This is a genomic window from Pseudomonas sp. JAI111, assembly GCF_024809425.1.
GTDB lineage: Bacteria > Pseudomonadota > Gammaproteobacteria > Pseudomonadales > Pseudomonadaceae > Aquipseudomonas.
This window is the reverse complement of record NZ_JANUCB010000001.1, coordinates 579382-605707: the sequence shown is the minus strand read 5'-3', so window position 1 is coordinate 605707 and position 26326 is coordinate 579382. Positions and strand designations below refer to the sequence as shown.

General features: G+C 58.5%; 18 protein-coding genes and 1 pseudogene. 14 read left to right on the top strand and 5 right to left on the bottom strand.

Going from position 1 to position 26326, the window contains the following annotated elements; all coding sequences use genetic code 11:
• The first annotated feature begins 210 nt into the window (after positions 1-210).
• A complete protein-coding gene (locus HNR03_RS02920; protein WP_259150554.1) occupies positions 211-1998 on the top strand; it encodes an ABC transporter transmembrane domain-containing protein in 1788 nt (595 codons plus the stop codon).
• 61 nt (positions 1999-2059) lie between these two features.
• Positions 2060-2887: pseudogene (locus HNR03_RS02915) on the top strand (Fic family protein); the annotation flags it as partial.
• Between the two features lie 67 nt (positions 2888-2954).
• On the opposite strand, the gene HNR03_RS02910 reads toward HNR03_RS02915, so the two are convergent.
• Positions 2955-4883 (bottom strand): transglycosylase SLT domain-containing protein, encoded by a 1929-nt coding sequence (locus HNR03_RS02910; protein ID WP_259150552.1) that lies wholly within the window; start codon positions 4881-4883, stop codon positions 2955-2957.
• 214 nt (positions 4884-5097) lie between these two features.
• Between HNR03_RS02910 and HNR03_RS02905 the strand changes: the two genes are divergently transcribed.
• Positions 5098-7017 (top strand): ATP-binding cassette domain-containing protein, encoded by a 1920-nt coding sequence (locus HNR03_RS02905; RefSeq protein ID WP_259150551.1) that lies wholly within the window; start codon positions 5098-5100, stop codon positions 7015-7017.
• A gap of 98 nt (positions 7018-7115) precedes the next feature.
• On the opposite strand, the gene HNR03_RS02900 is transcribed toward HNR03_RS02905, so the two are convergent.
• Positions 7116-7553 carry a universal stress protein gene (locus HNR03_RS02900; RefSeq protein ID WP_090182088.1) on the bottom strand — a complete coding sequence of 146 codons (438 nt, stop codon included), beginning with the start codon at positions 7551-7553 and terminating at the stop codon, positions 7116-7118.
• 104 nt (positions 7554-7657) lie between these two features.
• Here HNR03_RS02900 and HNR03_RS02895 point away from each other — a divergent pair, with 104 nt between their 5' ends.
• The 7 genes from HNR03_RS02895 to HNR03_RS02865 all read left to right on the top strand — a co-directional run bounded on the left by HNR03_RS02895 (position 7658) and on the right by HNR03_RS02865 (position 16106).
• Positions 7658-8095 carry a hypothetical protein gene (locus HNR03_RS02895; protein ID WP_090182090.1) on the top strand — a complete coding sequence of 146 codons (438 nt, stop codon included), beginning with the start codon at positions 7658-7660 and terminating at the stop codon, positions 8093-8095.
• Between the two features lie 537 nt (positions 8096-8632).
• The gene (gene fadB / locus HNR03_RS02890; protein WP_222585457.1) at positions 8633-10780 is read left to right on the top strand and encodes a fatty acid oxidation complex subunit alpha FadB; all 2148 of its coding nucleotides are present in this window, start codon (positions 8633-8635) and stop codon (positions 10778-10780) included.
• A gap of 32 nt (positions 10781-10812) precedes the next feature.
• Entirely contained in the window at positions 10813-11988 is a 1176-nt protein-coding gene (gene fadA, locus HNR03_RS02885; protein WP_090182092.1) for an acetyl-CoA C-acyltransferase FadA, read from the top strand.
• Positions 11989-12087: 99 nt separating this feature from the next.
• Positions 12088-12324 (top strand): DUF1653 domain-containing protein, encoded by a 237-nt coding sequence (locus HNR03_RS02880; RefSeq protein ID WP_046047845.1) that lies wholly within the window; start codon positions 12088-12090, stop codon positions 12322-12324.
• Positions 12325-12438: 114 nt separating this feature from the next.
• A complete protein-coding gene (gene topA, locus HNR03_RS02875) occupies positions 12439-15066 on the top strand; it encodes a type I DNA topoisomerase (protein WP_222585458.1) in 2628 nt (875 codons plus the stop codon).
• Positions 15067-15208: 142 nt separating this feature from the next.
• On the top strand, positions 15209-15733 hold the full coding sequence (locus HNR03_RS02870; protein ID WP_259150548.1) for a DUF6586 family protein: 525 nt from the start codon (positions 15209-15211) through the stop codon (positions 15731-15733).
• Positions 15734-15872: 139 nt separating this feature from the next.
• Entirely contained in the window at positions 15873-16106 is a 234-nt protein-coding gene (locus HNR03_RS02865; RefSeq protein ID WP_090188568.1) for a hypothetical protein, read from the top strand.
• Positions 16107-16196: 90 nt separating this feature from the next.
• On the opposite strand, the gene sulA is transcribed toward HNR03_RS02865, so the two are convergent.
• A complete protein-coding gene (gene sulA / locus HNR03_RS02860; protein WP_259150547.1) occupies positions 16197-16670 on the bottom strand; it encodes an SOS-induced cell division inhibitor SulA in 474 nt (157 codons plus the stop codon).
• A gap of 10 nt (positions 16671-16680) precedes the next feature.
• Positions 16681-17289: a transcriptional repressor LexA gene (gene lexA, locus HNR03_RS02855; protein ID WP_090182100.1), complete on the bottom strand. Its 609-nt coding sequence runs from the start codon at positions 17287-17289 to the stop codon at positions 16681-16683.
• 229 nt (positions 17290-17518) lie between these two features.
• On the opposite strand from lexA, the gene HNR03_RS02850 reads away from it, so the two are divergent.
• The 4 genes from HNR03_RS02850 (at position 17519) to HNR03_RS02835 (ending at position 23491) form a co-directional block, all read left to right on the top strand.
• The gene (locus HNR03_RS02850; RefSeq protein WP_090182102.1) at positions 17519-18226 is read left to right on the top strand and encodes a TetR/AcrR family transcriptional regulator; all 708 of its coding nucleotides are present in this window, start codon (positions 17519-17521) and stop codon (positions 18224-18226) included.
• Between the two features lie 158 nt (positions 18227-18384).
• The gene (gene nagZ / locus HNR03_RS02845; RefSeq protein ID WP_222585461.1) at positions 18385-19395 is read left to right on the top strand and encodes a beta-N-acetylhexosaminidase; all 1011 of its coding nucleotides are present in this window, start codon (positions 18385-18387) and stop codon (positions 19393-19395) included.
• Between the two features lie 12 nt (positions 19396-19407).
• The gene (locus HNR03_RS02840) at positions 19408-20145 is read left to right on the top strand and encodes an S-methyl-5'-thioinosine phosphorylase (protein WP_259150542.1); all 738 of its coding nucleotides are present in this window, start codon (positions 19408-19410) and stop codon (positions 20143-20145) included.
• A gap of 55 nt (positions 20146-20200) precedes the next feature.
• Positions 20201-23491 (top strand): DEAD/DEAH box helicase, encoded by a 3291-nt coding sequence (locus tag HNR03_RS02835; protein WP_259150541.1) that lies wholly within the window; start codon positions 20201-20203, stop codon positions 23489-23491.
• Positions 23492-23632: 141 nt separating this feature from the next.
• Here HNR03_RS02835 and HNR03_RS02830 read toward each other — a convergent pair whose 3' ends face one another.
• Positions 23633-26326 carry a DEAD/DEAH box helicase gene (locus tag HNR03_RS02830; protein ID WP_259150540.1) on the bottom strand — a complete coding sequence of 898 codons (2694 nt, stop codon included), beginning with the start codon at positions 26324-26326 and terminating at the stop codon, positions 23633-23635.

The following is a 26326-nucleotide window of genomic DNA, read 5'->3' as shown; positions in this document are numbered from 1 at the left end:
ACTTTAAAACCGCCAGGTGACCGGGCTGTGACAACTCCCTACGGTCTTTCCAGATCGGCAACTCCACTCCACCAGAAATTCCCGAACGTTGCCACCTGCACTTTAGACCAATAGCGTCTAGCGCCTAGTCTCTGCGGACATAATTAAAGTGACTCATTGTGATTTACAGCGTTTCAGCCCACGTTGAGCGGTGTAGGCTGAGCCCATCCGATGCGTACCTGGAAAACCTCGATGCTCTCTGCCCGTCACCGCCGCGCGCTCCGCCTTACCCTGCGATTTCTGGTCCCCTATCGTTGGCAAGCCTTCGGCGCTTTGCTTGCGTTGATCGTCACCGCCGGCATCACCTTGTCCATGGGGCAGGGAATTCGGTTGTTGGTGGATCAGGGGTTCATGACCCAGTCGCCGCACTTGCTCAACCAGTCCATCGGCCTGTTCATGGTGTTGGTGGTGGGGCTGGCGATCGGCACCTTTGCGCGCTTTTATCTGGTGTCCTGGATCGGCGAGCGCGTTGTCGCGGACATCCGCCGGCAAGTGTTCAATCACCTGGTTTATCTGCATCCGGGTTTCTACGAAGACAATCGCAGTTCCGAGATTCAGTCACGCCTGACCGCCGACACGACGTTGCTGCAATCGGTGATCGGCTCTTCGTTGTCGCTGTTTTTGCGCAATTTGCTGATGGTGATCGGCGGGATCGTCTTGCTGTTCATCACCAACCCCAAACTCACCAGTATCGTGGTGGTGGCGCTGCCCCTGGTGATCGCGCCGATCCTGATCTTCGGTCGCCGGGTGCGCAGTTTGTCGCGCCTGAGTCAGGACCGGATTGCCGACATCGGCAGCTATGTTTCCGAAACCCTTGGCCAGATCAAAACCGTGCAAGCCTACAACCACCAGGTCCAGGACGAGCAACGATTTGCCGTCACCGTTGAAGAGGCGTTCGACACCGCTCGCAAACGCATCTTCCAGCGGGCCTGGCTGATTACGTTGGTGATCGTGCTGGTGCTGGGCGCCGTCGGCGTGATGCTCTGGGTCGGCGGCATGGACGTGATCGCCGGGCGCATCTCGGCGGGGGAACTGGCGGCATTTGTCTTCTACAGCCTGATTGTCGGCAGCGCCTTCGGCACGTTGAGCGAAGTGATCGGCGAGCTGCAGCGCGCGGCAGGGGCGGCGGAACGTATTGCCGAGTTGCTGCGTTCGGAAAACATCATCCAGCCCCCAACCACTGGCCTGGTGACCCTGCCTGATCGGGTAAAGGGCAATCTGGCTCTGCAAGACGTGCGCTTTTCCTATCCTTCACGCCCGGAAAGTTATGCCGTCGATGGCTTGAGCCTCACCATCAATGCCGGGGAAACCCTCGCCTTGGTCGGTCCGTCCGGTGCTGGCAAGTCAACGGTGTATGACCTGCTGCTGCGTTTCTACGATCCGGCCTCAGGGCAGATTCTTTTGGATGGCGTGCCGCTGACCCAGCTCGATCCCCTCGACCTGCGCCGCTGTTTCGCCCTGGTCTCGCAAAACCCGGCGTTGTTCTTCGGCAGCATCGAAGAGAACATCCGTTACGGCAATCCGACGGCAACCCTGGCTCAGGTCCAGGAAGCCGCAAAAATCGCCTACGCCCATGAGTTCATCGAGCAAATGCCCAATGGCTATCAGACTCACCTGGGTGACGGCGGTCTCGGATTGTCCGGCGGCCAGCGTCAACGCCTGGCCATCGCCCGGGCGCTGCTGGTGGACGCACCGATCCTGCTGCTGGACGAAGCCACCAGCGCCCTCGACGCACAGAGCGAACACCTGATCCAGCAAGCCCTGCCAAGCCTGATGAAAAACCGCACCACGCTGGTCATCGCCCATCGTTTGGCTACAGTGAAAAACGCAGACCGGATCGCGGTGATGGACCAGGGAAAACTGGTGGCGGTGGGGACGCATCATGAGCTGATTGCGAGCAATGCGCTGTATGCGCGGCTGGCGGCGTTGCAGTTCAGTGATGGGCACGAAGCGGCATGAACGAGATCTGCTGAATGCTGCCGGGTTCGGGCATTATGTCGACCTCTGTTGCGAACGCGACGTACTTGGCCTGCCGCGAGAAATCCAGGAAGTGCGTAATGCGTTTGCGACTTATGAGGCCATGCCTGAGTGGCGGTCGTGCAGCCGCGCGGACCTGTTACGGGCGCATGAGTTGCTGATGGGTGGATTGATTGACGACTGTGGGCAGTTTCGCCGAGCCGGTGTAGGTATTTACCGTGGCGAAAAGTTGGTCCACATGGCCCCGCCGCCGAGTCGTGTTGCGCACTTGATGGACGATTTATTGGCATGGCTCGGGGATTCGGATTGGCATCCTTTGATTGTCAGCTGCGTGTTCCACTACGAATTCGAGTTCATTCATCCCTTCGCTGATGGAAATGGTCGAATGGGGCGACTCTGGCAAACCTTGATACTCAGTCAATGGAGATCGGTGTTGGCTTATCTGCCAGTCGAAGCGGTTATTCGAGAGCAGCAGGATGCCTATTACGCAGCATTGTCGGCGGCAGACCAGTTGGCTGAATCGACACCTTTCGTCGAGTTCATGCTGCAAGCGTTGAGTGTTGCGTTGAAGGAGGCGGCCGCCACTGAAGCAGTAACCGACCCAGTAACCGACCCAGTAACCGACCTAGTAACCGACCCAGTAGGGAAGTTGTTGGCTGCGCTTCATGTTAATGGTCCGCTTAAAATCAACGACTTGATGGCTGAGGTCGGTTTGGTGCACAAGGCCACCTTTCGGGCTAACTACCTCAAGCCTGCATTGGCTGCTGATTTGATTGAAATGACCCATCCCGAATCGCCAAGTAGCCCGGCTCAAAAGTATCATCTGACCTCGCAGGGTAAACAGACTGCCACACGGCTCAAATCGGTGTAGACGTTCATAAACAAAAATGCCCGCATCAATCGATGCGGGCATTTTTGTTTAGTGCGTCAAACCAGCTTCACTGATCGTCAAAATACCGCTCATGCCAGTCCACCAGTGGCTGTGGCGAGTTGAGTTTCTGGCCGTAGATCACCGAGTACGACAGCACGTTTTGTACGTACTGGCGGGTTTCGTCGAACGGGATGCTCTCCACCCACACGTCGAAGCTCAGGTGATCGGCGCCGCGCAACCATTGACGAACGCGGCCAGGGCCGGCGTTGTAGGCGGCGGAGGCGAGGACGCGGTTGCCGTTGAACTGACTGTGAACCTGGCTCAGATAGGCGGCGCCGAGCTGGATGTTTTTGTCCGGGTCGAGCACTTGTTGCGGCGAGGCCAACGGGATGCTGAATTTACGCGCGGTTTCCTTGGCGGTGCCCGGCATCAGTTGCATCAAGCCGCTGGCGCCGACGCCGGAGCGGGCGTCGTCCATGAAGGCGCTTTCCTGACGAGTGATGGCAAACACCCAGCTCGAGTGCAGGCCCCGGACCTTGGCTTCACGCACCATGGTTTCGCGGTGGGCCATCGGGAAGCGAATGTCCAGATCGTCCCAGTATTGCGCCTGGCTGATGGTGCGGATCGCCGGGAAATACCATTTCAGGTCGTAGGCCAGTTTTGCCTGGGCGACCATTTCATCCCGATTGAAGTGCCGGCTGACGTGGTACCACTCACGACGGCCATCGACGATCTGCCCGCGGGCGTGAAACTCCAGGGCGCGACGAATGCCCGGCGTGTTGCGTACCTTGTTCATCAATGCCTGGCTCAGCACCAGCGGCTTGTTCGCCAGCGAGTACGGAGACTGCGAACGGTCGGCGGCGAGGAAACCGTAGAAATCGCGCTCACGGGCGAGGTTCTTGTAGAGCGTTTGCGCTTCCGGGTTCTGCGGCTGCGCCAGTTCCAGGCTGCGAGCCTGCCAGTAACGCCAGCGATTGGTGGTCGCCAGATCCTGCGGCAGGCGGCGAGTCAACTGATAGGCATCTTCCCAGCGGGCCAGACGCAGCAATAGGCGCAGGCGCCATTCCGACACGGTGTTGTCGCGCAGCTCAGGGTCATATTTGGTCATGACGTCCAGCGCGCGAGGGTCGAAGCGGCGGGCGAGGGTCAAACCGATTTCACGGGCGATGGCCACTTTCTCATCACGGGAGAAATGCATGCTGCTGGCATAGCCATCCAGCAAGTTCATGGCCTTGTCGGGATCCTCGCGGGCCAGGCGGCGCAAGCCGAGGCTGACCACGTCGGACATTGGCTCATCGGCCGGGGTGAAGCGCGAAGGCTGGTTGAGCAGCTCGGGTTTTTGCGCCACATCGATCAGCAAGCGGCCTCGAGGGGCCAGGGTCGTCAGGCCGCTGACCAGACTGTTGGCTAACGGATAGTTGCGCGCCTGGGCGGCGAGCTTGGTGCGCTCCCAGCGTTTCTGTTCGGTCAGCTGACCTTCGGCGGCCCATTGCCCAAACAGTGCATCGCACGCAGCGGGCTGGGACTTGCCGGTCAGCCAGAGTTTATTCGCGTTGGCGTAGCCTTCGGTTTTCTGGTTGTGACCGATCTGATATTGCGCGTTCAGGCAGTCCAGCTCCGTGAAGTTGAGCTTGGGGTCGTAGTACTTGACGAAAGTCGCCCAGTCACCGCGCTCGGCCAGCCAGCGCAACCAGCGCAGTTTCATCCAGTTGGCCTGCGGCAGGTCACCATGTTCGGCCAGAAATTTTTCGATCTCGGCATTGCTGGCGGTTTTCAGCCGAGCGGTCAGCTCATCGTAAGCCAGGTAGGGTTCCAGCGGATAATCGCTGAGGGCCTGGCTGTAGCGGAAATAAGGGCCGGTATCGCCCTTGGCCAGGGCACGCTTGGCCTCATCGTAATATTGACGTTGGGTAGACAGGTCCACCGCCTGGGCGGTTTGAACGGCAGCGGCAGAGAGAATCAAACAAGATAAAAAACTAAAAAGGCGACTGCGCATGAGACGTCCGGGCAGAGAAAATCATGACAAGTGCTGACGTAAGTCGCACTGGATAATCTGTAGCTTAGCCTTTTGCCAGCAACGGGCGAAAGCTTTGCCGGCCTCGCGGCACAAGTTCGCAACAATTGTCATGCAGAGTGAGACGAAGGTGAAATTGCCGGCCTTCTGAAGCCTCAAGTCAGGTAGAATACGCGCCCGGTTTTTGGAGAAGCTCATGACCCTGCTCAAATTCAGCGATGTGTCCCTTGCTTTCGGCGCTATGCCGTTGTTGGACAAGGTGTCCTGGCAGATCGCCCGTGGAGAGCGGGTGTGCATCATCGGCCGCAACGGCACTGGCAAGTCCAGCATGATGAAGCTCGTCAAGGGCGACCAGAAGCCCGATGAGGGCTCCGTTTGGCGTGCGCCAGGCCTAAAGATTGGCGAATTGCCGCAAGAATTGCCGGTAGCCGACGAGCGGACCGTGTTCGACGTGGTTGCCGAAGGCCTGGACGGTGTCGGCGAGCTGCTCGCGCAGTATCACCACCTGAGCCAGAACATCGTCACCGATGCCGACCTGGACAAACTGATGCATGTCCAGCATGACCTCGAAGCCCGTGATGGCTGGCGTCTGCAGCAACTGGTCGACAGCACCTTGAGCCGTCTGCAATTGCCGGCCGACAAAACCCTCGCCCAATTGTCCGGCGGCTGGCGTCGTCGCGTCCTGCTGGCTCAGGCCCTGGTTTCCGAACCGGACCTGCTGCTGCTCGACGAACCCACCAACCACCTGGACATCGGTGCGATTGCCTGGCTCGAAGAAGCGCTGAAGGATTTCCAGGGCGCCGTGCTGTTCATCACGCACGACCGTTCATTCCTGCAGAACCTCGCCACCCGCATTCTGGAACTGGATCGCGGTGGCCTGATCGACTGGAATGGCGACTACGCCAGTTTCCTCGTTCACAAAGAAGCCTCGCTGGCGGCTGAAGAGACCGCCAACGCGCTGTTCGACAAGAAGCTGGCCCAGGAAGAAGTCTGGATCCGCCAGGGCATCAAGGCGCGTCGCACCCGTAACGAAGGCCGCGTACGCGCCTTGAAAGCCCTGCGCGTCGAGCGTAGCGAGCGTCGTGAACGCACCGGCAAGGCCAACATTCAGTTGGACACCGCTGACAAGTCCGGCAAGCAGGTAATGGTTCTCGAGAACGTGAGCTTCGCTCACCCGGGTGGCCCGTTCCTGATCAAGGACTTCTCGATGGTCCTGACGCGCGGCGACCGTATCGGTCTGCTCGGCGCCAACGGTACCGGCAAGACCACATTGCTCAAGTTGATGCTCAGTGGTCTGCAACCGACCAGCGGCACAGTGGAGGAGGGGACGCGCATCGACGTGGCCTATTTCGACCAGTTGCGCCATCAGCTGGATCTGGAAAAGACCGTGATCGACAACGTTGCCGAAGGTCGCGACTTCATCGATATCGACGGTCAGAGCCGTCACGTCCTGAGCTACCTCGGCGACTTCCTGTTCAGCCCGCAGCGTGCCCGCACGCCGGTCAAGGCGCTGTCGGGTGGTGAGCGTGCGCGCCTGCTGCTGGCGAAACTGTTCAGCAAGCCGGCCAACCTGCTGGTCCTCGACGAACCGACCAACGACCTCGACGTGGAAACCCTCGAGCTGTTGGAAGAGGTCTTGCTGACCTTCAACGGCACCGTGCTGATGGTCAGCCACGACCGGGCATTCCTCGACAACGTGGTGACCAGCACCCTGGTCTTCGAAGGTGAAGGCAAGGTTCGCGAATACGTCGGTGGTTATCAGGACTGGTTGCGTCAGGGCGGTTCGCCGCGTCTGTTGGGCGTGACCGAAAGCAAATCCGGCAAGGCCGACTTGACCTCCGCGGTCGTGACTGTCGAAGCAGCGCCGGTGGCAGCAGCGGTCGAAGCACCGGTGGCGAAGAAAAAGCTCAGCTACAAATTGCAGCGTGAGCTGGAAATGTTGCCGGGCCAGATTGAAGTCATGGAAAAGCAGATCGCTACCGTTGAAGCTCAGATGGCAGATACGGCTTTCTATCAGCGTCCGGCGACGGAGACAGCAGCGGTAATCGCCCAGCTGGAACAGTTGCAGGCTGAACTGGACGTGATGGTCGAGCGCTGGGCCGAGCTGGATGCCTGATTGACCCTGCGATAAAAAAGCCCGGCGCTCAGTGATGAGCGCCGGGCTTTTTGTATGGATTGCGATCTACAGGCTGTTGTAGGTGCCCTGTGGCGCGGTTAGCTCTTGATCAGGCGAACCGCGAGTACATCGCAAGGCGCACCGTGCAGCACGTCATTGGCGGTCGAGCCCAGCAGCAGTGCGAGGCCGTGTCGACCATGGCTACCCACCACGATCAGGTCGCAGGTTTGCTCCTTGGCCAGGTGGTGGATCTCCTGGCGTGGCTGGCCGTAGGTCAGGTGGCTGTATTCCTTGGAGAGTTCCGGGTATTTCACGATCAGCCGGTCCAGACGCTCCTTGGCCTGATCAAACTGTTGTTGTTGCAGTTGTGACAGGTCCATGGGGACGTCGCCGCCAAAGGCCATGGCCATGGGTTCGACGATGTGCACCAGGGATAATTTCGCACCGCTACTCACTGACAGCTCGCGAGCACGGTGGATGACAGGGTCGCACTCTTCGGTTAGGTCTACAGCGACCAGAATGTGGGTGTAGGGCATGAGGTGCTCCTCCTGAGGATTGCAATATTGGTAAGTATGGCTGGTTTCAAGCGCATTGGTTCCAAAGTGACTCAAAGCGCCCATCAAGAATCGGGAGTACAGATATGACGGTCTGGATAGTGGTGTCAATCCTGCTGGTGGTACTGAGCCCGCTGGCATGGTTGCGCCCGTCTCGCGGGCAGAGTGGTCGAATGGCGTTGCGCATGGAGGCGCGACGCATCGGGCTGTCCATGCAACTGGCACCGCAAGAGTGGCCGCACTGGCTGAGTCAGGAGCCGCCAAGCCCTTGTGCCCAGTACCATCGGCCGCGTCGTGGCAATCAGCCCGCGTGCTGGAGCTACTGGCAAAAGTCGCCGGGTGTGTGGGTGAATCAGTGGCAGGAAGTCTGTGAAGATCAGGCACTGCTCAATCATTTCGAAAAATTGCCAGCCAATGTCTACAAGGTTGAGGCGGACAAGCAAATGATTACGCTGTATTGGGGCGAAAAAGGAGAAGCGACAGTATTGCAGGACATTGATGCGGTGCTGAAAGCGCTGGCATGACCCGTGGACATTTCGCGCTGCAATGGCGCGAAACCTCCGACAGACAGGCAATAAAAAGCCCGACATCATCATCGGGCGGGGTTGGCCAGGCAGGCCGGTAATTCTTTGCGTCGCCAAATCTTCGCCGGGCATTCGCCAACAGCGTTGATATTTTTTCCTCAGGTTCCTGCCAGCGTAGCTTGTTAAACAAAGGCTGCAGCGAATTAGGGCGACTTTTCTAACTATTGATTCTATGAATGGCTAGACATGCATCCGCGTGTTGAAGATCTTCGCAGTACGGAAGTGACCGCAAAGTCGCGTTTCAACCCGTATTTTGGGCGATTGACAATTGTCGGAAATTCCGTGAAGGTGGCGTACCCAAATCAAACGGGCGTATGAATTGAGCGTTTGTTTTCAGAATGCTCCTACAGAATCCCGACTATCGCGTTGGCGGGTGTGCCGGGTGGATGGGCGTAGCATCGACGTTAAACGTCCTGCCAAGCCATTTGCCTGCGTCCGACGTGTACTGTTCAGCTTCCATATCGTGGAGATCAGTTGATGATTTACGAAGGTAAAGCCATCACGGTTAAGGCTCTTGAAAGTGGCATCGTCGAATTGAAATTCGACCTCAAGGGTGAGTCCGTCAACAAGTTCAACCGTCTAACCCTGAACGAACTGCGTCAGGCCGTAGACACCATCAAGGCAGATGCTTCGATCAAGGGTGTGATCGTCAGCAGTGGCAAGGACGTCTTCATCGTCGGCGCCGACATCACCGAATTTGTCGAGAACTTCAAGCTGCCTGATGCCGAGCTTGTTGCTGGCAATCTGGAAGCCAACAAGATTTTCAGCGATTTCGAAGACCTCAACGTCCCGACTGTCGCCGCGATCAACGGTATCGCCCTGGGTGGCGGTCTGGAAATGTGCCTGGCGGCGGACTATCGCGTCATGTCGACCAAGGCCAAGATCGGTCTGCCGGAAGTGAAGCTGGGCATCTACCCTGGCTTCGGCGGCACCGTGCGCCTGCCGCGCCTGATCGGTGCCGACAACGCCATCGAGTGGATTGCCTCCGGCAAGGAAAACCGTCCTGAAGACGCACTGAAAGTCAGCGCCGTCGATGCAGTGGTTGCACCTGAGAAGCTGCAGGAAGCAGCCCTTGAGCTGATCAAGCGCGCCATCTCCGGCGAGTTCGACTACAAGGCCAAGCGTCAGCCGAAGCTGGAAAAGCTCAAGCTGAACGCCATCGAACAAATGATGGCTTTCGAAACCGCCAAAGGTTTCGTTGCCGGGCAAGCGGGCCCTAACTACCCGGCGCCGGTTGAAGCGATCAAGACCATCCAGAAAGCCGCGAACTTCGGTCGTGACAAGGCGCTGGAAGTCGAGGCGGCCGGTTTCGTCAAACTGGCCAAGACCTCTGCCGCGCAGAGCTTGATCGGTCTGTTCCTGAACGATCAGGAACTGAAGAAAAAGGCCAAGGCCTACGACGAAATCGCCAAGGACGTGAAGCAGGCTGCCGTATTGGGCGCTGGCATCATGGGCGGCGGTATCGCCTATCAGTCGGCGTCCAAAGGCACTCCGATCCTGATGAAGGACATCAACGAGCACGGCATCGAGCAAGGTCTGGCTGAAGCCGCCAAGCTGCTGGTTGGCCGCGTTGATAAAGGTCGCATGACCCCGGCGAAAATGGCTGAAGTGCTCAACGGCATTCGTCCGACCCTGTCCTACGGTGATTTCGGTCACGTGGATCTGGTGGTTGAAGCTGTCGTCGAGAACCCAAAGGTCAAGCAAGCCGTGCTGGCTGAAGTCGAAGACAAGGTCAAAGAGGACACCATCCTCGCGTCCAACACCTCGACCATTTCCATCACCTTGCTGGCCAAAGCCCTCAAGCGTCCGGAAAACTTCGTCGGCATGCACTTCTTCAACCCGGTGCACATGATGCCGCTGGTTGAAGTGATTCGTGGCGAGAAGTCCAGTGAGCTGGCGGTTGCCACCACCGTTGCCTACGCCAAGAAAATGGGCAAGAACCCGATCGTCGTCAACGACTGCCCGGGCTTCCTGGTCAACCGCGTGCTGTTCCCGTACTTCGGCGGTTTCGCCAAGCTGGTCAGCGCTGGTGTGGACTTCGTCCGTATCGACAAGGTCATGGAAAAATTCGGCTGGCCGATGGGCCCTGCCTACCTGATGGACGTGGTCGGCATCGACACCGGTCACCACGGTCGTGACGTTATGGCTGAAGGCTTCCCGGACCGCATGAAAGACGACCGCCGCTCGGCTGTCGACGTGCTCTACGAAGCCAAGCGCCTGGGCCAGAAGAATGGCAAAGGCTTCTACGCCTACGAGACCGACAAGAAAGGCAAGCAGAAGAAGGTGGCCGATCCGTCGGTGCTGGAAGTGCTCAAGCCGATCGTTTACGAGCAGCGCGAAGTCACTGACGAAGACATCATCAACTGGATGATGATCCCGCTGTGCCTGGAAACCGTGCGTTGCCTGGAAGACGGCATCGTCGAAACTGCTGCCGAAGCCGACATGGGTCTGGTCTACGGTATTGGTTTCCCTCCATTCCGTGGCGGTGCGCTGCGCTACATCGATTCGATCGGTGTTGCCGAGTTCGTTGCCCTGGCTGACCAGTACGCTGATTTGGGCGCGCTGTACCACCCGACCGCAAAACTGCGTGAAATGGCCAAAACCGGCCAACGGTTCTTCGGTTAAGCGTCCCAACTTTTGAGCGAGAGTGAAATTTTATGAGCTTGAATCCAAGAGACGTCGTGATTGTCGACTTCGGTCGTACTCCGATGGGCCGCTCCAAGGGCGGCATGCACCGCAACACCCGCGCCGAGGACATGTCGGCGCACTTGATCAGCAAATTGCTGGAACGCAACGTCAAGGTCGACCCGAATGAAGTCGAAGACGTCATCTGGGGCTGCGTAAACCAGACCCTGGAGCAGGGCTGGAACATCGCCCGCATGGCGTCCCTGATGACTCAGATCCCGCACACTGCCGCCGGCCAGACCGTCAGCCGTCTGTGTGGTTCGTCGATGAGCGCTCTGCACACCGCCGCACAAGCGATCATGACCGGTAACGGTGACGTGTTCGTGGTCGGCGGCGTCGAGCACATGGGCCACGTGAGCATGATGCACGGTGTCGATCCGAACCCGCACATGTCGCTGTACGCGGCAAAAGCTTCGGGCATGATGGGCCTGACCGCTGAAATGCTGGGTAAAATGCACGGCATCACTCGCGAACAACAGGATGCTTTCGGCGTGCGTTCCCACCAGCTCGCTCACAAGGCGACTGTGGAAGGCAAGTTCAAAGACGAAATCATCCCGATGCAGGGCTACGACGAGAACGGTTTCCTGAAACTGTTCGACTACGACGAAACCATTCGTCCGGAAACCACCCTGGAAAGCCTGGCGGCTCTCAAGCCTGCTTTCAACCCTAAGGGCGGCACCGTGACAGCGGGTACTTCGTCGCAGATCACCGACGGTGCTTCGTGCATGATCGTGATGTCGGCGCAGCGTGCGCAAGACCTGGGCATCCAGCCTATGGCGGTGATCCGCTCGATGGCAGTGGCAGGTGTGGACCCGGCTATCATGGGCTATGGTCCAGTACCGGCCACCCAAAAAGCCTTGAAGCGCGCGGGCCTTGGGATTAACGATATCGACTTCTTCGAGCTCAACGAAGCTTTCGCCGCACAGGCCTTGCCAGTGCTGAAAGATCTGAAAGTGCTCGACAAGATGAACGAGAAGGTTAACCTGCACGGCGGCGCAATCGCCTTGGGTCACCCGTTCGGTTGCTCCGGTGCCCGTATCTCCGGCACTCTGCTGAACGTGATGAAGCAAAATGGCGGCACCTTCGGGGTAGCCACCATGTGCATTGGTCTCGGCCAAGGCATCTCCACCGTCTTCGAACGCGTTTAAGCGTTCCGTTGACGGAAGCCGGGGCCAAGTGCCCCGGTTTTTGTTTTTCTGAATTTATTTTTGTTTTTATTTTTAAAAGATTTGAGTGAGGGCCAAGCCATGCCGATACAACCTGGGCTCTACCAGCATTACAAAGGTCCTCAGTACCGCGTATTCAGCATTGCGCGGCACTCGGAAACCGAAGAAGAAGTGGTCTTCTATCAAGCCCTGTATGGCGATTACGGCTTTTGGGTGCGTCCCTTGAGCATGTTCCTGGAGTCGGTCGAAGTTGACGGCGAACAGGTGCCACGCTTTGCTTTGGTGCAAGCCGAACCGAGCCTTTTTTCGAAGCCATAAGCTGAGTGCGCGTAAAACCCTGCGCTTGACCTCACCTTGTAGCCACTATATATAGCGGTGCCGCGTCAGGCGCCAACCGCCTTTCACTTCTAGAATTCAGGAATTTTCTGATCCATGGGCAAATCGCTGGTCATTGTGGAATCCCCGGCTAAGGCCAAGACCATCAACAAGTATCTGGGTAACCAATACGTGGTGAAGTCGAGTATCGGCCATATCCGAGACCTGCCCACCAGCGGTTCGGCTAGCGCCAGCAAAGAGCCAGCCGCCAAGCGCGGCAAGGCCGCCGCGGGTGAAGGTCCGGTGCTCACGCCGAAAGAGAAAGCGCGCAAGCAGCTGGTCTCGCGCATGGGTGTCGATCCCGATCATGGCTGGAAAGCCAAGTACGAGATCCTCCCGGGCAAGGAAAAGGTCATCGAAGAGCTGCGCCGGCTCGCCAAGGATGCTGACACCATCTATCTCGCAACCGACTTGGATCGCGAGGGGGAAGCCATTGCCTGGCACCTGCGCGAAGCCATCGGTGGTGACGACAGCCGCTACAAGCGCGTGGTGTTCAACGAAATCACCAAGAAAGCGATCCAGGAAGCCTTCTCCAAACCGGGCGAGCTGGACATTGATCGTGTAAACGCACAGCAAGCACGTCGTTTCCTCGACCGTGTCGTGGGTTACATGGTTTCTCCGCTGCTGTGGGCCAAAGTTGCCCGTGGTCTGTCTGCCGGTCGTGTGCAGTCGGTGGCGGTGAAGCTGGTCGTTGAGCGTGAGCGTGAAATTCGCGCGTTCAACCCGGAAGAGTACTGGGAAGTTCACGCTGACCTGGGCACCGCCAAGGGCGCGACCGTGCGCTTTGACGTGGCTCGCGAGAAAGGCGAGGCCTTCAAGCCGCTCAACGAAGCCCAGGCCATGGCTGCGCTGGAGAAGCTCAAGGCTTCCAGCTACAGCATCGTAAAACGCGAAGACAAGCCGACCAGCAGCAAGCCGTCGGCACCGTTCATCACGTCCACCCTGCAACAGGCTGCGAGCAACCGCCTGGGCTTCGGCGTGAAGAAAACCATGATGATGGCCCAGCGTTTGTACGAAGCGGGCTACATCACTTATATGCGTACCGACTCCACCAACCTCTCGGCCGATGCCGTGACGATGGCGCGCACTTATATCGAAGGCGAGTTCGGCAAGAAGTACCTGCCGGAAACTCCGAACGTCTACAGCAGCAAGGAAGGCGCACAAGAGGCTCACGAAGCGATTCGTCCGTCCGACGCCAATACCGAGCCAAGCAAGCTGTCGGGCATGGAGCGTGACGCAGAGCGGCTCTATGAGCTGATCTGGCGCCAGTTCCTCGCTTGCCAGATGCTGCCGGCTCAATACCTGTCGACCACGGTTACTGTCGGTGCCGGTGATTTCGAGCTGCGCGCCAAGGGCCGTATTCTGAAGTTCGACGGTTACACCCGCGTCATGCCGCAAATCGCCAAGCCAGGCGATGACGATGTGCTGCCGGACATGGCCCAGGGCGACGCGATGAAGCTGATCAAGCTTGATCCGACCCAGCACTTCACCAAGCCGCCGGCGCGTTACTCGGAAGCGAGCCTGGTTAAAGAAATGGAAAAACGCGGCATCGGTCGTCCTTCGACCTATGCAGCGATCATTTCGACCATTCAGGACCGTGGTTACGTCGCGCTGCACAACCGTCGTTTCTACTCGGAAAAGATGGGTGACATCGTCACTGAACGTCTGGCCGAGAGCTTCTCCAATCTCATGGACTACGGCTTCACCGCCGGCATGGAAGAGAACCTCGATGACGTGGCCCAAGGCGAGCGCGACTGGAAAAACGTGCTCGACGAATTCTACGGCGACTTCAAGAAGAAGCTCGAAGTAGCCGAAAGCGCCGAAGGCGGCATGCGCGCCAACCAACCGGTAATGACTGACATTCCGTGTGTGGTGTGCGGTCGTCCAATGCAGATTCGTACAGCGTCCACTGGTGTGTTCCTGGGTTGCTCGGGCTACAGCCTGCCGCCGAAAGAACGCTGCAAGGCCACGGTCAACCTGGTGCCGGGCGATGAAATCGCTGCGGACGACGAGGGTGAGTCGGAATCACTGGTCCTGCGCGGCAAACACCGTTGCCCGATCTGCAGCACGGCGATGGATGCTTACCTTCTGGATGAAAAGCGCAAGCTGCACATCTGCGGTAACAACCCGGATTGCGACGGCTACGAAGTTGAAGAGGGCAACTATCGCATCAAGGGCTATGAAGGTCCGAGCCTGGAGTGCGACAAGTGCGGCAGTGAGATGCAGCTCAAGACTGGCCGTTTCGGCAAGTTCTTCGGTTGCACCAATCCAACGTGCAAGAACACCCGCAAACTGCTGAAAAGCGGTGACGCGGCGCCGCCGAAGATGGACCCGGTGAAGATGCCTGAGCTTAAATGCGAGAAGGTCAACGACACTTACATCTTGCGTGACGGTGCTTCCGGTCTGTTCCTGGCGGCCAGCCAATTCCCGAAAAACCGCGAGACTCGTGCTCCGCTGGTCATGGAAATCGTGCCGCACAAGGATGAGATCGATCCGAAGTACCATTTCCTCTGCGAAGCACCGAAAAAGGATCCGGACGGCCTGCCTGCCGTGATCCGTTACAGCCGCAAGACCAAAGAGCAGTACGTACAGACTGAAGTCGACGGTAAGCCGACTGGCTGGAAAGCGTATTACGACGGCGGCAAGTGGACTGTTGAAGACAAGCGTCCGGCAGCCAAGGCTTAATCAGGCGCGATATACAGAAGGCCGCATGCAAACCCTCGGGTTTTCATGCGGCCTTTTTGTTTTGTGCTTGCGGGAGGCGGAGGTGATCCACGACACTGTCTGACCTGCGTGAAGCAATTATTTCGTTGTGGAGACTGCCGTCATGGCCCACGAACTCTATACCCGCACCAACCAGAAGATTTATTTCGCCGGCCTGTCGCTGGAAGCGCTGGCCAAAGCCGAAGAAGGGCGGGCAATGAACTCCCTGGCGTTGATTCAGGCAGGACGTGAATCGGCGCTGTTCCACCTGTACGGTGCTCTGCTGGGCTTGTGTCATGAAATCGCCGGCTTCTATCGCCTGCCTCAGGCCAACGCGCCTCGGGCCGAGTTACTGCTGACTCGCGAGGTGCTGGACACTATCGCCATTCCCGAAATGGCCGAGATGGTCGAGTTGGCGCAAAACCCTGAAACCTGGCTGGCCAAACTGTTGGCGGCGCATGCAGCGTTGTTTCAACCACCTCGCGCTCCGCACAAGCCTAAAGGCGATGTGACGCAACCACTCATCCTGGCGGTTAACCTGGATGATGAACAGGCGCCAGAGGAGCTGAGTCGGGAAGAGCTGGAGAGCTGGCGTCAGAACCTGAAAGGGTTGGCGATTCGGTTTCGCGAAGGTTTGAACGAGTGTTAAGGGAAGGATGACCCGATGGGTCGTCTGCTCAGGGATGAGCGCTGGTAGATGTTGCTTCGTGATGACATCTGGTCAAGTTACTGAGCGAAGCCTGGCCGATGCCTATATAATCCCCGCCTTTCGTGGAGAACAGACCTTTATGCCAACGTCCTTTCTAGAAATTGTCGAGTTACCAGACGGCCGAATCGAGCTGCGCAGGGCCGAGGACGAAGGTTCTCTGGTTACTTTGGATTTCTCCGAGGATGCCAAAGTGTTCCTGCAAGGCCAGCACGTGGAAGTCGCCAAGGCGATGTTGAGCGTCGGCGTGCAGATGGCAGGGCGCCTGGTTGAAGGTGAATTCAATACGGATGAGAGCTCGCGGGTCCTTCATTGATCCCGTTCGTCGCTTTCTGCTGATACCGCTCCAGTCCGGCTTCTCTGTCCGTTGAGAAGCCCTGCGCTATTCATGGCGCCTTGTTGCACGTTAACCCAGTCGAATATTCAGACTTTGGGCGTCCCCGATACGGGCTGCGCTGATCAGTTGTTGCCGTGAGTTTGTGTTCAGCGGGTTGAGCCAGCTGACAACCGTGTGGCTGCGGCCCAGGCGCAAGGCTTCGCAAGTCAGCTGCTGGGCGCTCTGAGTGCCGCGCGGTTGCAGCAGCAGGATGCGTTCGCGATTGAGGCCAGCTTCGCGCAGCCATACTTGAGTCAGGCTGGCGGGCGGAGCAATCAGTGTCAGCCAGCGTGCGTCCTGATCCTGACTCAGCTCCCGAAGAATGGGCGCCAGAAGATTCAGGCAGTTCCCCGCCGCACCACGCAATGACAGCTCGCTGAAGACTTCGGGTTCTGCGCCCCAAGGCGACTCGACCACGTCTTTCAGGATCGGTGCCAATGGCTGTGCCAGAAATGCCTCGAACAATGGCAGTTGGGCTTGTTGTGGTGTGTGTGGGAACTGCATAGAGCCTCCTTTAGCGGCGAATGACGCCAACACTCAAGCCTTCAATCACCAGCTCCTGATCTTTCAGGTTCACTTCGATAGGGGCGAATTCAGGGTTTTCGGCAAGTAACCAGACTTTGCTGCCATCGCGCTTGAAACGCTTGACGGTCACTTCGTCACCGATCCGAGCCACGACGATCTGGCCGTTGCGGGCTTCACGGGTGGTGTGGACCGCCAGCAAGTCGCCGTCGAAAATACCGACATCTTTCATGCTCATGCCATGAACGCGCAGCAGGTAGTCGGCGCGCGGATGGAAGAAAGCAGGGTTGATGTTGCAGGACTCTTCGATGTGCTGCTGGGCCAGGATCGGCGCACCGGCGGCCACCCGGCCAATGATCGGCAGTGTGGACTCGTCGGCCTTGGCTTCGAAGCCAGGGATGCGAATGCCGCGGGAGGCGCCCGGGGTCATTTCGATCGCACCTTTTCGGGCCAGTGCCTTCAGGTGTTCTTCCGCCGCGTTGGGCGATTTGAAACCCAGTTCCTGAGCGATTTCCGCACGTGTTGGCGGATAACCGTTGTCTTCGAGGCAGCGTTTGATGAAGGCCAGAATCTCTGCTTGGCGTGGCGTCAGCTTTAGCATATTGATCGCTCTGTCTTTTTATACAGTGACTGGGATTATATACAGTGGATCGGTCTTGGCAATGCCCCTTTTTTTACTGGCCGCTGGACGGTCAATCAGGCAGCTTATTAAAGCGTCGACGATGTATGGTTAAATAGCTGACCGACCATTCCCAAAACGAACCGGCAGGCTTGACAACGCACAGGCTGAAACGTATGTTTCAAACAAGTGTTTGTCAGGCGGAGTAGCCATGGCCCAGTCGGAAACCGTTGAACGCATTCTTGATGCTGCCGAGCAGTTGTTCGCCGAAAAAGGTTTCGCGGAAACCTCTTTGCGTCTGATCACCAGCAAGGCCGGTGTCAATCTGGCGGCGGTGAACTATCACTTCGGATCGAAAAAGGCGCTGATTCAGGCCGTCTTCTCGCGTTTTCTCGGCCCGTTCTGCCTGAGCCTCGATAAAGAGCTCGAACGCCGTCAGGCCAAGCCTGAAAACAAGCCGACGCTTGAAGAGTTGCTCGAAATTCTTGTCGAGCAGGCGCTCGTCGTGCAGCCCCGCAGTGGCAACGATCTGTCTATTTTCATGCGGTTGCTGGGCCTGGCTTTCAGTCAGAGCCAGGGCCACTTGCGACGTTATCTGGAAGACATGTACGGCAAGGTATTTCGCCGCTACATGATGCTGGTCAACGAAGCCGCACCGCGTATTCCACCGATCGAATTGTTCTGGCGCGTGCACTTCATGCTCGGGGCCGCGGCATTCAGCATGTCGGGGATCAAGGCGCTGCGTGCGATTGCCGAAACCGATTTCGGCGTCAACACCTCCATTGAGCAGGTGATGCGCCTGATGGTGCCGTTCCTGGCCGCTGGCATGCGCGCCGAAACCGGCGTTACCGATTCGGCGATGGCCACTGCGCAGTTGCGCCCGCGCAGCAAATCAGCCCCGGTTGCCGCCAAGGTTTAACCGCACACGGGTGGGCGGGGCAGCTGACATCCGCTAAGCTAGCCGCCCATGCCGACTCTCGTTCTGAACCCGCTCCCTATTGATATCGCCGTCCTGCCGGGCACCGCCTACGGCGGCGATTATGTGCGAGACGGATTCATCGTTCTCAAGGAATCTTTATGACTGCTGGCCTGCAAGGCTCGTTGATGGTGGACGTCGCCGGTACCTGGCTGACGGCCGAAGATCGCCAATTGTTGCGCCAGCCCGAAGTGGGCGGCCTGATCATTTTTGCCCGCAACATAGAGCACCCACGCCAGGTGCGCGAGTTGAGCGCTGCAATCCGCGCCGTTCGCCCCGATCTGCTGTTGGCGGTAGACCAGGAAGGCGGGCGGGTTCAGCGTCTGCGTCAGGGCTTTGTCCGGCTGCCGGCCATGCGTGCCATCGCCGACAACCTGAACGCCGAATACCTGGCCGAGCAGTGTGGCTGGATCATGGCGACCGAAGTATTGGCCGTTGGCCTGGACCTGAGCTTCGCCCCGGTGCTCGACCTGGATTACCAGCGCAGCGCCGTTGTCGGCACCCGTTCCTTTGAAGGTGACCCGGAGCGCGCCGCACTTCTGGCCGGTGCCTTCATCCGCGGGATGAACAGTGCTGGCATGGCCGCCACGGGCAAGCATTTCCCGGGTCACGGCTGGGCCGAGGCGGACTCCCACGTGGCCATTCCCACCGACGAGCGTAGCCTCGACGAGATCCGCGCCAAAGACCTGGTACCGTTTGCCCGATTGAGCAAGCAACTGGCCGCCGTCATGCCGGCGCATGTGATTTATCCACAGGTCGATTCCCAGCCTGCCGGTTTCTCCCGGCGCTGGTTGCAGGACATCCTGCGTGGCGAGTTGCAGTTCGATGGCGTTATCTTCAGTGATGATCTTTCCATGGCTGGCGCCCACGTGGTCGGCGATGCCGCCAGTCGAATCGAAGCCGCGCTGACCGCCGGTTGCGACATGGGCCTGGTGTGCAATGACCGCGCTGCCGCGGAGTTGGCGCTGAGCGCCGCCCAACGCATGAAGGTCAAGCCGTCGCCGCGTATCGCGCGGATGCGCGGGCAGTCGTTCGCCGGCACCGAATACCGTCAAGACCCGCGCTGGCTCGCCGCAGTCGGCGCGCTCAAAGAAGCTCAACTGATTGATTAAGGACTTTTCGTTATGACGGTTTACGCGATTATCGGTGGCACCGGCCTGACTCAGTTAGAAGGCCTGAACATTCGTCAGTCGCTAGCGGTGGATACCCCTTACGGCGCCCCTTCGGTTGAGGTGCAGATCGGTGAGTACGCGGGCAAGGAAGTGCTGTTCCTCGCGCGTCACGGTCACCCGCACCGATTCCCGCCGCATCAGGTGAACTACCGCGCAAACCTCTGGGCACTGAAGCAGGCCGGTGCCGAAGCGATCCTGGCGGTCAATGCCGTGGGCGGTATTCACGCGGCGATGGGCACCGGGCATTTCTGCGTGCCGCACCAACTGATCGACTACACCAGCGGCCGCGAACACACCTATTTTGCCGATAATCTGGAACACGTCACTCACATCGATTTCAGCTACCCCTACAGCGAATCACTGCGTCAGCAATTGATTGCAGCGCTGGCTGCCGAAGGCGTTGGCTACAGCGATCAAGGCGTGTATGCCTGCACCCAAGGTCCTCGCCTGGAAACCGTTGCTGAAATCGCGAAACTGGAGCGTGACGGCTGTGACATCGTTGGCATGACCGGCATGCCGGAAGCAGCGTTGGCGCGTGAACTTGAACTGGATTACGCCTGTCTGGCGCTGGTGGTAAACCCGGCAGCGGGCAAGTCCTCGGCGGTGATCACCATGGCCCAGATCGAGCAGGCGTTGCATGACGGGATGGGCAAGGTGAAGTCGACGTTGGCGCGGGTATTGGCGGGTTGAATTTCGGCCTGATGAAATGTCCGGCTGCCTTACTGATTTCAAGCGGCGTTGATTTATGACGGCAATAACCAAACAACTTCATGCACTTCGTTGGGCAGAGGTGTTCAGTCATCGCGCTCTGGAGAAGGCCCGCAGTTACGCGGATGAGGATCGGATAACGATCCATCAGATCGACGATTCGATGATTGTCGCATCGTGCGTCGGCTCCAAATCGCAGGTGTATGAGCAAGTCATTGAGCTCTCTGAATCTCTGCAGGGGCAAGAAGAGCTTCGATGCGTTTGTTCCTGTCCTGTCATGTTCAATTGCAAGCACTGCGCTGCAGTTATCTATCACCTGCAAGATCATCACGGTCAACAGCCTGAAAGCGCCGTTCAGGTCCACCTGAATCGCGAATTGGAGCGCTGGCTCGACGCAATTCCTTTAACAGACAAGACGCCCGGTGAGCCGGCGCTGGGGACGAATGCCTGCCTGCTCTACAGGCTCAAGGCAACGCCTGTCGCCGGGAAATGGACGCTGGAGGTTTTCAAGGCTCGCCAGCTCAAGAACGGCGCCTTTCAAGACATCAGGGCCATGTACTCATTGTCGGAAATGCTGGTGCGACAACCCGCCTATGTGTCTGAACTGGACCTTCGAGTCGCCAGGCTTCTGGTGGCCGTTCACTCCCATCACGCGTATTACGGCGGTTACCCCTTGGAGGGCAGCAGTGGCGCCGAACTCCTGGAGATGTTGTTGCGTAGCGCTCGGCTGTTCCTTGATTTCGAGCAACCGCCCTTGGCTCCAGGAGCGAAGAGGGCGGGTAAGTTTGCCTGGGTCGAAAGATCCAACGGCAGTTTCTACCCTCAGTGGAGCAGCGACGAAGCCGCGTGCGAAACAGTGCTGGCCGTGGCGCCCCTGTACTACCTGGATCGCGAGCAGCTACAAGTCGGAACGCTGTTCAACGAACTGGATGACAAACTGGCTTGTCACCTGACTTTGGCTCCGGAAATCCCGGCACATCAGGCAATGCAATTCAGCCATCGGATGAGTGCCTCGACGAAAGTTGCTCCACCGCACAGGCTGACGGAGCGGGTGATCGATGACATTAATCCCCAAGCGCACCTGACGCTCAATAGCGGCATGCGCTACAAAAACTGGAAGTATGAGCCTGAGCATCGCGCCGCATTGGCGTTCACCTACGACGGGCATCCGACGTCGGACAGAAACCCGGAAGTGTTGATCTTTTCCGGTACTGAAACCCGGCGAATTCAGCGCCAGCCCGCCGCCGAAAAAGCCTTGCGTCAGACCCTGCAAAAATATGGTTTCAAAAAGGCCACGCGCAAAAGCAGCGTGGACCGCCCCGGCGAGATGTTCGATCTGCCGGATGATGCGGCCTGGCTGGCCTTTGTTCAAAACGGGCTTCCGGCGCTGCGCGAGAAAAACTGGCACATCGATATAAGCCATGGCTTTCACTTCAACGTGCAGCCTGTAGAAGACTGGTATGCGCAAGTCGAGGAAGAGTCGGGGCATCAGTGGTTTGACCTGCAACTGGGCATCGTGGTCAACGGCGAGCGTCACAGCCTGCTGCCGATATTGCTGCATTTGCTGCGTAGCCAGCCACAGTTGATGGATCCTGCAACTCTGGCCCAACGCAACGATGATGAATTGTTGCTGATTGGACTGGGTGATGGTCGTTTCGGTGCCAAACCCGATGGCAAAGTCGCGCTGCCCTATGGGCGGATAAAACCGCTTATGGCCACCCTGGGCGAGTTGTACCTGGGAGGGCATCAAGGTGATTCACTGCGTTTGAGTTTGCCGGATGCCGCGCGCCTCAGTGCACTGGAGGGCGTCCCGCTGGTTTGGCAGGGCGGTGAACGACTGCGCAGTTTTGCACAGCGTCTGCGTGAGTCGAACCATGCTCACGTCTCGGCGCCCGAGGGCTTGAAAGCGACACTGCGACCTTACCAGCTGGAAGGTCTGAACTGGATGCAAACCCTCCGCGAGCTGGAAGTCGGTGGCATTCTCGGTGACGACATGGGGCTGGGCAAAACCCTGCAAACCCTGGCTCACCTGCTGACAGAAAAGCAGGCCGGGCGGCTTGATCGTCCGGCACTTGCCGTGATGCCCACCAGCCTGATCCCCAACTGGCTCGACGAGTCACAGCGCTTTACTCCGCAATTGAAGGTGTTGGCGCTGCATGGCGCGGCACGGCAAAAAGACTTTGCCAACCTGGCCGAATACGACCTGGTGTTGACCACCTACGCATTGCTGTCGCGGGATCTGCCGGTTTTACAGCCTCAGGTCTGGAGCGTGCTGATTCTCGATGAGGCGCAGAACATCAAGAACCCGGTCAGCAAAGCCGCTCAGGCCGCCCGTGATCTACAGGCGCGTCAACGGCTTTGCCTGAGTGGCACACCGCTGGAAAACCACCTCGGCGAGCTCTGGTCCCAATTTCACTTTTTGCTGCCCGGTTGGCTTGGCGACAGCAAAACCTTCAATCGCGACTACCGCACACCGATTGAAAAACACGGCAACAGTGAGCGGATGCGACATTTGACCGCTCGGATAAAACCCTTTTTGCTGCGTCGCAAGAAAGATCAGGTCGCCACCGAATTGCCGCCGAAAACCGAAATCATCCACTGGGTTGATCTCAGCGATGGGCAACGGGATGTGTACGAAACCGTGCGCGTGGCGATGGACAAGAAGGTCCGCGACGAAATCGCCCGCAGTGGCGTCGGTCGCAGTCAAATCATCATCCTCGATGCATTGCTCAAGTTGCGTCAGGTCTGCTGCGATCTGCGCTTGATCAACATGCCGATCACGGCAAAGGCCCTTCGATCAGGCAGTGGGAAACTGGTCAGCTTGATGGAGATGCTGGAAGAGTTGCTCAGCGAAGGCCGTAAGATTTTGCTGTTTTCGCAGTTCACCTCGATGCTGGCGTTGATCGAGGAGGAGTTGCAGCAGCGTGGCTACGGTTATTCATTGCTGACGGGCGAAACGACGGATCGGCGTACACCGGTCAGGGATTTCCAGAGCGGTAAAGTGCCGCTGTTTCTGATTAGCCTGAAGGCCGGAGGTACAGGTCTGAATTTGACGGCTGCGGACACGGTGATCCATTTCGATCCGTGGTGGAACCCGGCGGTAGAAAATCAGGCGACCGACCGTGCCTACAGGATTGGGCAAAACAAACCGGTGTTCGTCTACAAGCTGATTGCCCGTGGCACCGTCGAGGAAAAAATACAGGCATTGCAACAGGAGAAGGCCGCGTTGGCGGGGGCGGTGCTTGAGGGTGGGACGACGGGTGGATTGAAGCTTGAGCAGAGTGATATCGAGGCGTTATTTGCGCCGCTGCCGGGTCTCAAATCTTGATCAATAGTTTATGAGTGAGGGTCTCTTCGCGAGCAGGCTCGCTCCCACAATGGTTTGATGCTGCCCCCGGTATTGCGGGCAATCCAAATCCAATGTGGGAGCGAGCCTGCTCGCGAATGCAATCTATCAGGCACCGGCGATTCAGCGCTTCTCCAGCTTGTCCGGCAACGGCGCAAACAACGCTTCGATATCATCGCTCTGCAACTTCCAGTCCCCGGTCTGACGTCCATCCAGTACGCCGGCCGCCAGGTCGGATTTTTCCTTTTGCAGATGCTGAATCTTCTCTTCCACCGTCCCGCGGGCAATCATCTTGTAGACGAACACCGGCTTCTCCTGACCGATGCGATACGCCCGGTCAGTCGCCTGGTTTTCCGTCGCCGGGTTCCACCACGGGTCGTAGTGAATCACCGTATCCGCTTCGGTCAGGTTCAAGCCAACACCACCGGCCTTCAGGCTTATCAGAAAGATCTGACGCTTGCCGCTCTGGAAGTCTTTCACCGGCGCGCGCCGGTCTCGGGTCTGTCCGGTCAGCAGTGCATATTCAACGCCGCGTTTCGTCAGCTCCACTTCGATGAGCGCCAGCATCGAGGTGAACTGCGAAAACAGCAGAATCCGCCGACCTTCTTCGAACAATTCCTCAAGCATTTCCATCAAGCTGTCGAGCTTGCCTGACGTGCTGCCGCGAGTGGGCAATGCCGCGTCGTTGACCAGGCGCAAATCGCAGCACACCTGACGCAGCTTCAGCAGCGCCTCAAGAATGATGATCTGACTGCGCGCCACGCCTTTTCGGGTGATTTCGTCGCGGACTTTCTTGTCCATCGCCAGGCGCATGGTTTCGTACACATCGCGCTGCGCTTCATTGAGTTCGACCCAATGGATGATTTCGGTCTTGGGCGGCAATTCCGTTGCAACTTGTTCCTTGGTCCTGCGCAACAGGAACGGCTTGATCCGACCGTTCAGATGCTGAAGCCTGATTTCGCTGGCACGCTTTTCGATCGGTACTCGGTAATCGCGGTTGAAGCTTTTGACGTCACCGAGCCAGCCGGGCAGCAAAAAGTGAAACAGCGACCACAGTTCGCCCAAGTGGTTTTCCAGCGGCGTGCCACTCAGGCACAGGCGCTGGCGTGCGTTCAACTCGCGGGCAGCTTGAGCGGCCTTGCTGTTGGGGTTTTTGATGTATTGCGCTTCGTCCAGAACCAGCACGTGTAACGGCTGCGCCGCCAGGCGTTCGATGTCTTTGGGCAGCAATGCATAAGTGGTGAGGATCAGATCGTAATCGGCCAGAGTGTCGAAATGCTTTTTGCGACTGGCACCGTACAGCGCCAGTACGTTGAGCTGCGGCGTAAAGTGCGCCGCTTCATCCAGCCAGTTCGGGATCAGGCTGGTGGGCATTACCACCATGCACGGCCGGTCGAGGCGTCCGGCGATTTTCTCGCTGAGAATGTGCGCCAGGGTTTGCAGGGTTTTGCCCAGGCCCATGTCGTCCGCGAGAATTCCGCCGACTTCCAGTTGCCGCAACGACTGCATCCAGCTCAGGCCTTCGAGCTGATACGGACGCAAGGTCGCATTCAGGCCTTCCGGCGCGGCAGCGGTAAAGTCTTTGATGTCACGCAGGCGCTGGGCAAAGGTGCGGATCTGCTCGCCGCCTTCCCACAGCAGCGGTATGCCTTCCAGTGGATTCAGGCGTATGGCATCGGCCTTGCTCAGGCGCAATGTGGTTTCGCCAGGTTCCTGCAGATAAAACTCGCCGAGGGTTGCCAGCACCGGTTTCAATCGACCGAAGGGCAGGGCGACTTGCAAGGGGCCGTGCTCGGAATTCGGGCGATTGGGGATGTTCACCAAAATCAGCTCGTCATCACGACGGCGGGCGAGGCGTTCCGGGTTGAGGATTTCGGTGTGGGAGCGCATCAGGTTCAGCAGGATCGGCAGCAGGCTTAGTCGCTCGCCGTTGACGATGATGCCCAGCTCCAGATCAAACCAGTCGCGCTCCGGCGCCTGTTCGACGGTGGCGTACCAATCATCCACGGCCGTCAGATCGAAACCGAAATCCTCGTCGATCTGCAGCTCCCAGCCCTGGGTACGCAGTTTCGGCAGCTCATTGAGGGTGAAGGTCAACCAGGCGCTGTCATTGACCATCTCATAGAGTTCGCCGGCGCTTTCCGGCAAGGCCTTGCTTTGCCGGGTCGCAACTTTGAAACCGAGGATTCGCAGCTGTTCCCTGTAGGCCTGTTCGACTTCCGGGTGGCGCTTTATCCGCAGTGTCTGGGTTTCCTGGCGAATCAGGATGTCGGCATTCTTCTGCCCGCTGACGTATTCATCCAGATAGCTGAACGACAACGCCGCGCGATGCTGGATGTAGCGCTGCATCTTGCCGTTGCGCGGTTCGAAGGCGCTGAACTCGATACTCGCCAGCCACAGGCGCGGCACCGGTTGCACGTTGTCCACCAGCACTTGTGGCGGCGCCTTGGGGCTACGGTTTTCCAGCACCGCCTGAAGTTTTTCCAGCAGCTCGGCATCTTGCGCGGCAGCGGGGTAGTCCAGGGTTTCCTGAACTTTCAGCAACACCGCCGCGCAATGTTTGCAGTTGCTGTGCACCGGGCATGTACATGTCGCATCGATCATCAGCAGCGTGGATTTGGCTGACTCGCGCAGGCGAATGGTCTGACGGTAGACGTTACCGCCAGAGCCTTCGCACGCAGCGAGGATCGTTGCGTCGCCGGCCTCGACGATCCTGACGCGGTTCTCAAGCGCGTAGCGGCGGCCGCGCTCCAGGCTTTGTTCCTTGAATCGGCTGACCCAGGAAGGTGCCAGGGGTTTGCTCAGGGTCGGGGCCAT

Bases quoted from the DNA above. Each gene is read 5' to 3' on its own strand.
- nagZ (WP_222585461.1), top strand. From the start codon at position 18,385: ATGACTGCTGGCCTGCAAGGCTCGTTGATGGTGGACGTCGCCGGTACC.
- HNR03_RS02830 (WP_259150540.1), bottom strand. From the start codon at position 26,326: ATGGCCCCGACCCTGAGCAAACCCCTGGCACCTTCCTGGGTCAGCCGA.
- HNR03_RS02850 (WP_090182102.1), top strand. From the start codon at position 17,519: ATGGCCCAGTCGGAAACCGTTGAACGCATTCTTGATGCTGCCGAGCAG.
- sulA (WP_259150547.1), bottom strand. From the start codon at position 16,670: ATGCAGTTCCCACACACACCACAACAAGCCCAACTGCCATTGTTCGAG.
- fadB (WP_222585457.1), top strand. From the start codon at position 8,633: ATGATTTACGAAGGTAAAGCCATCACGGTTAAGGCTCTTGAAAGTGGC.
- HNR03_RS02870 (WP_259150548.1), top strand. From the start codon at position 15,209: ATGGCCCACGAACTCTATACCCGCACCAACCAGAAGATTTATTTCGCC.
- HNR03_RS02835 (WP_259150541.1), top strand. From the start codon at position 20,201: ATGACGGCAATAACCAAACAACTTCATGCACTTCGTTGGGCAGAGGTG.
- HNR03_RS02920 (WP_259150554.1), top strand. From the start codon at position 211: ATGCGTACCTGGAAAACCTCGATGCTCTCTGCCCGTCACCGCCGCGCG.
- lexA (WP_090182100.1), bottom strand. From the start codon at position 17,289: ATGCTAAAGCTGACGCCACGCCAAGCAGAGATTCTGGCCTTCATCAAA.
- HNR03_RS02840 (WP_259150542.1), top strand. From the start codon at position 19,408: ATGACGGTTTACGCGATTATCGGTGGCACCGGCCTGACTCAGTTAGAA.
- HNR03_RS02895 (WP_090182090.1), top strand. From the start codon at position 7,658: ATGACGGTCTGGATAGTGGTGTCAATCCTGCTGGTGGTACTGAGCCCG.
- fadA (WP_090182092.1), top strand. From the start codon at position 10,813: ATGAGCTTGAATCCAAGAGACGTCGTGATTGTCGACTTCGGTCGTACT.
- HNR03_RS02900 (WP_090182088.1), bottom strand. From the start codon at position 7,553: ATGCCCTACACCCACATTCTGGTCGCTGTAGACCTAACCGAAGAGTGC.
- HNR03_RS02865 (WP_090188568.1), top strand. From the start codon at position 15,873: ATGCCAACGTCCTTTCTAGAAATTGTCGAGTTACCAGACGGCCGAATC.
- HNR03_RS02905 (WP_259150551.1), top strand. From the start codon at position 5,098: ATGACCCTGCTCAAATTCAGCGATGTGTCCCTTGCTTTCGGCGCTATG.
- HNR03_RS02910 (WP_259150552.1), bottom strand. From the start codon at position 4,883: ATGCGCAGTCGCCTTTTTAGTTTTTTATCTTGTTTGATTCTCTCTGCC.
- HNR03_RS02880 (WP_046047845.1), top strand. From the start codon at position 12,088: ATGCCGATACAACCTGGGCTCTACCAGCATTACAAAGGTCCTCAGTAC.
- topA (WP_222585458.1), top strand. From the start codon at position 12,439: ATGGGCAAATCGCTGGTCATTGTGGAATCCCCGGCTAAGGCCAAGACC.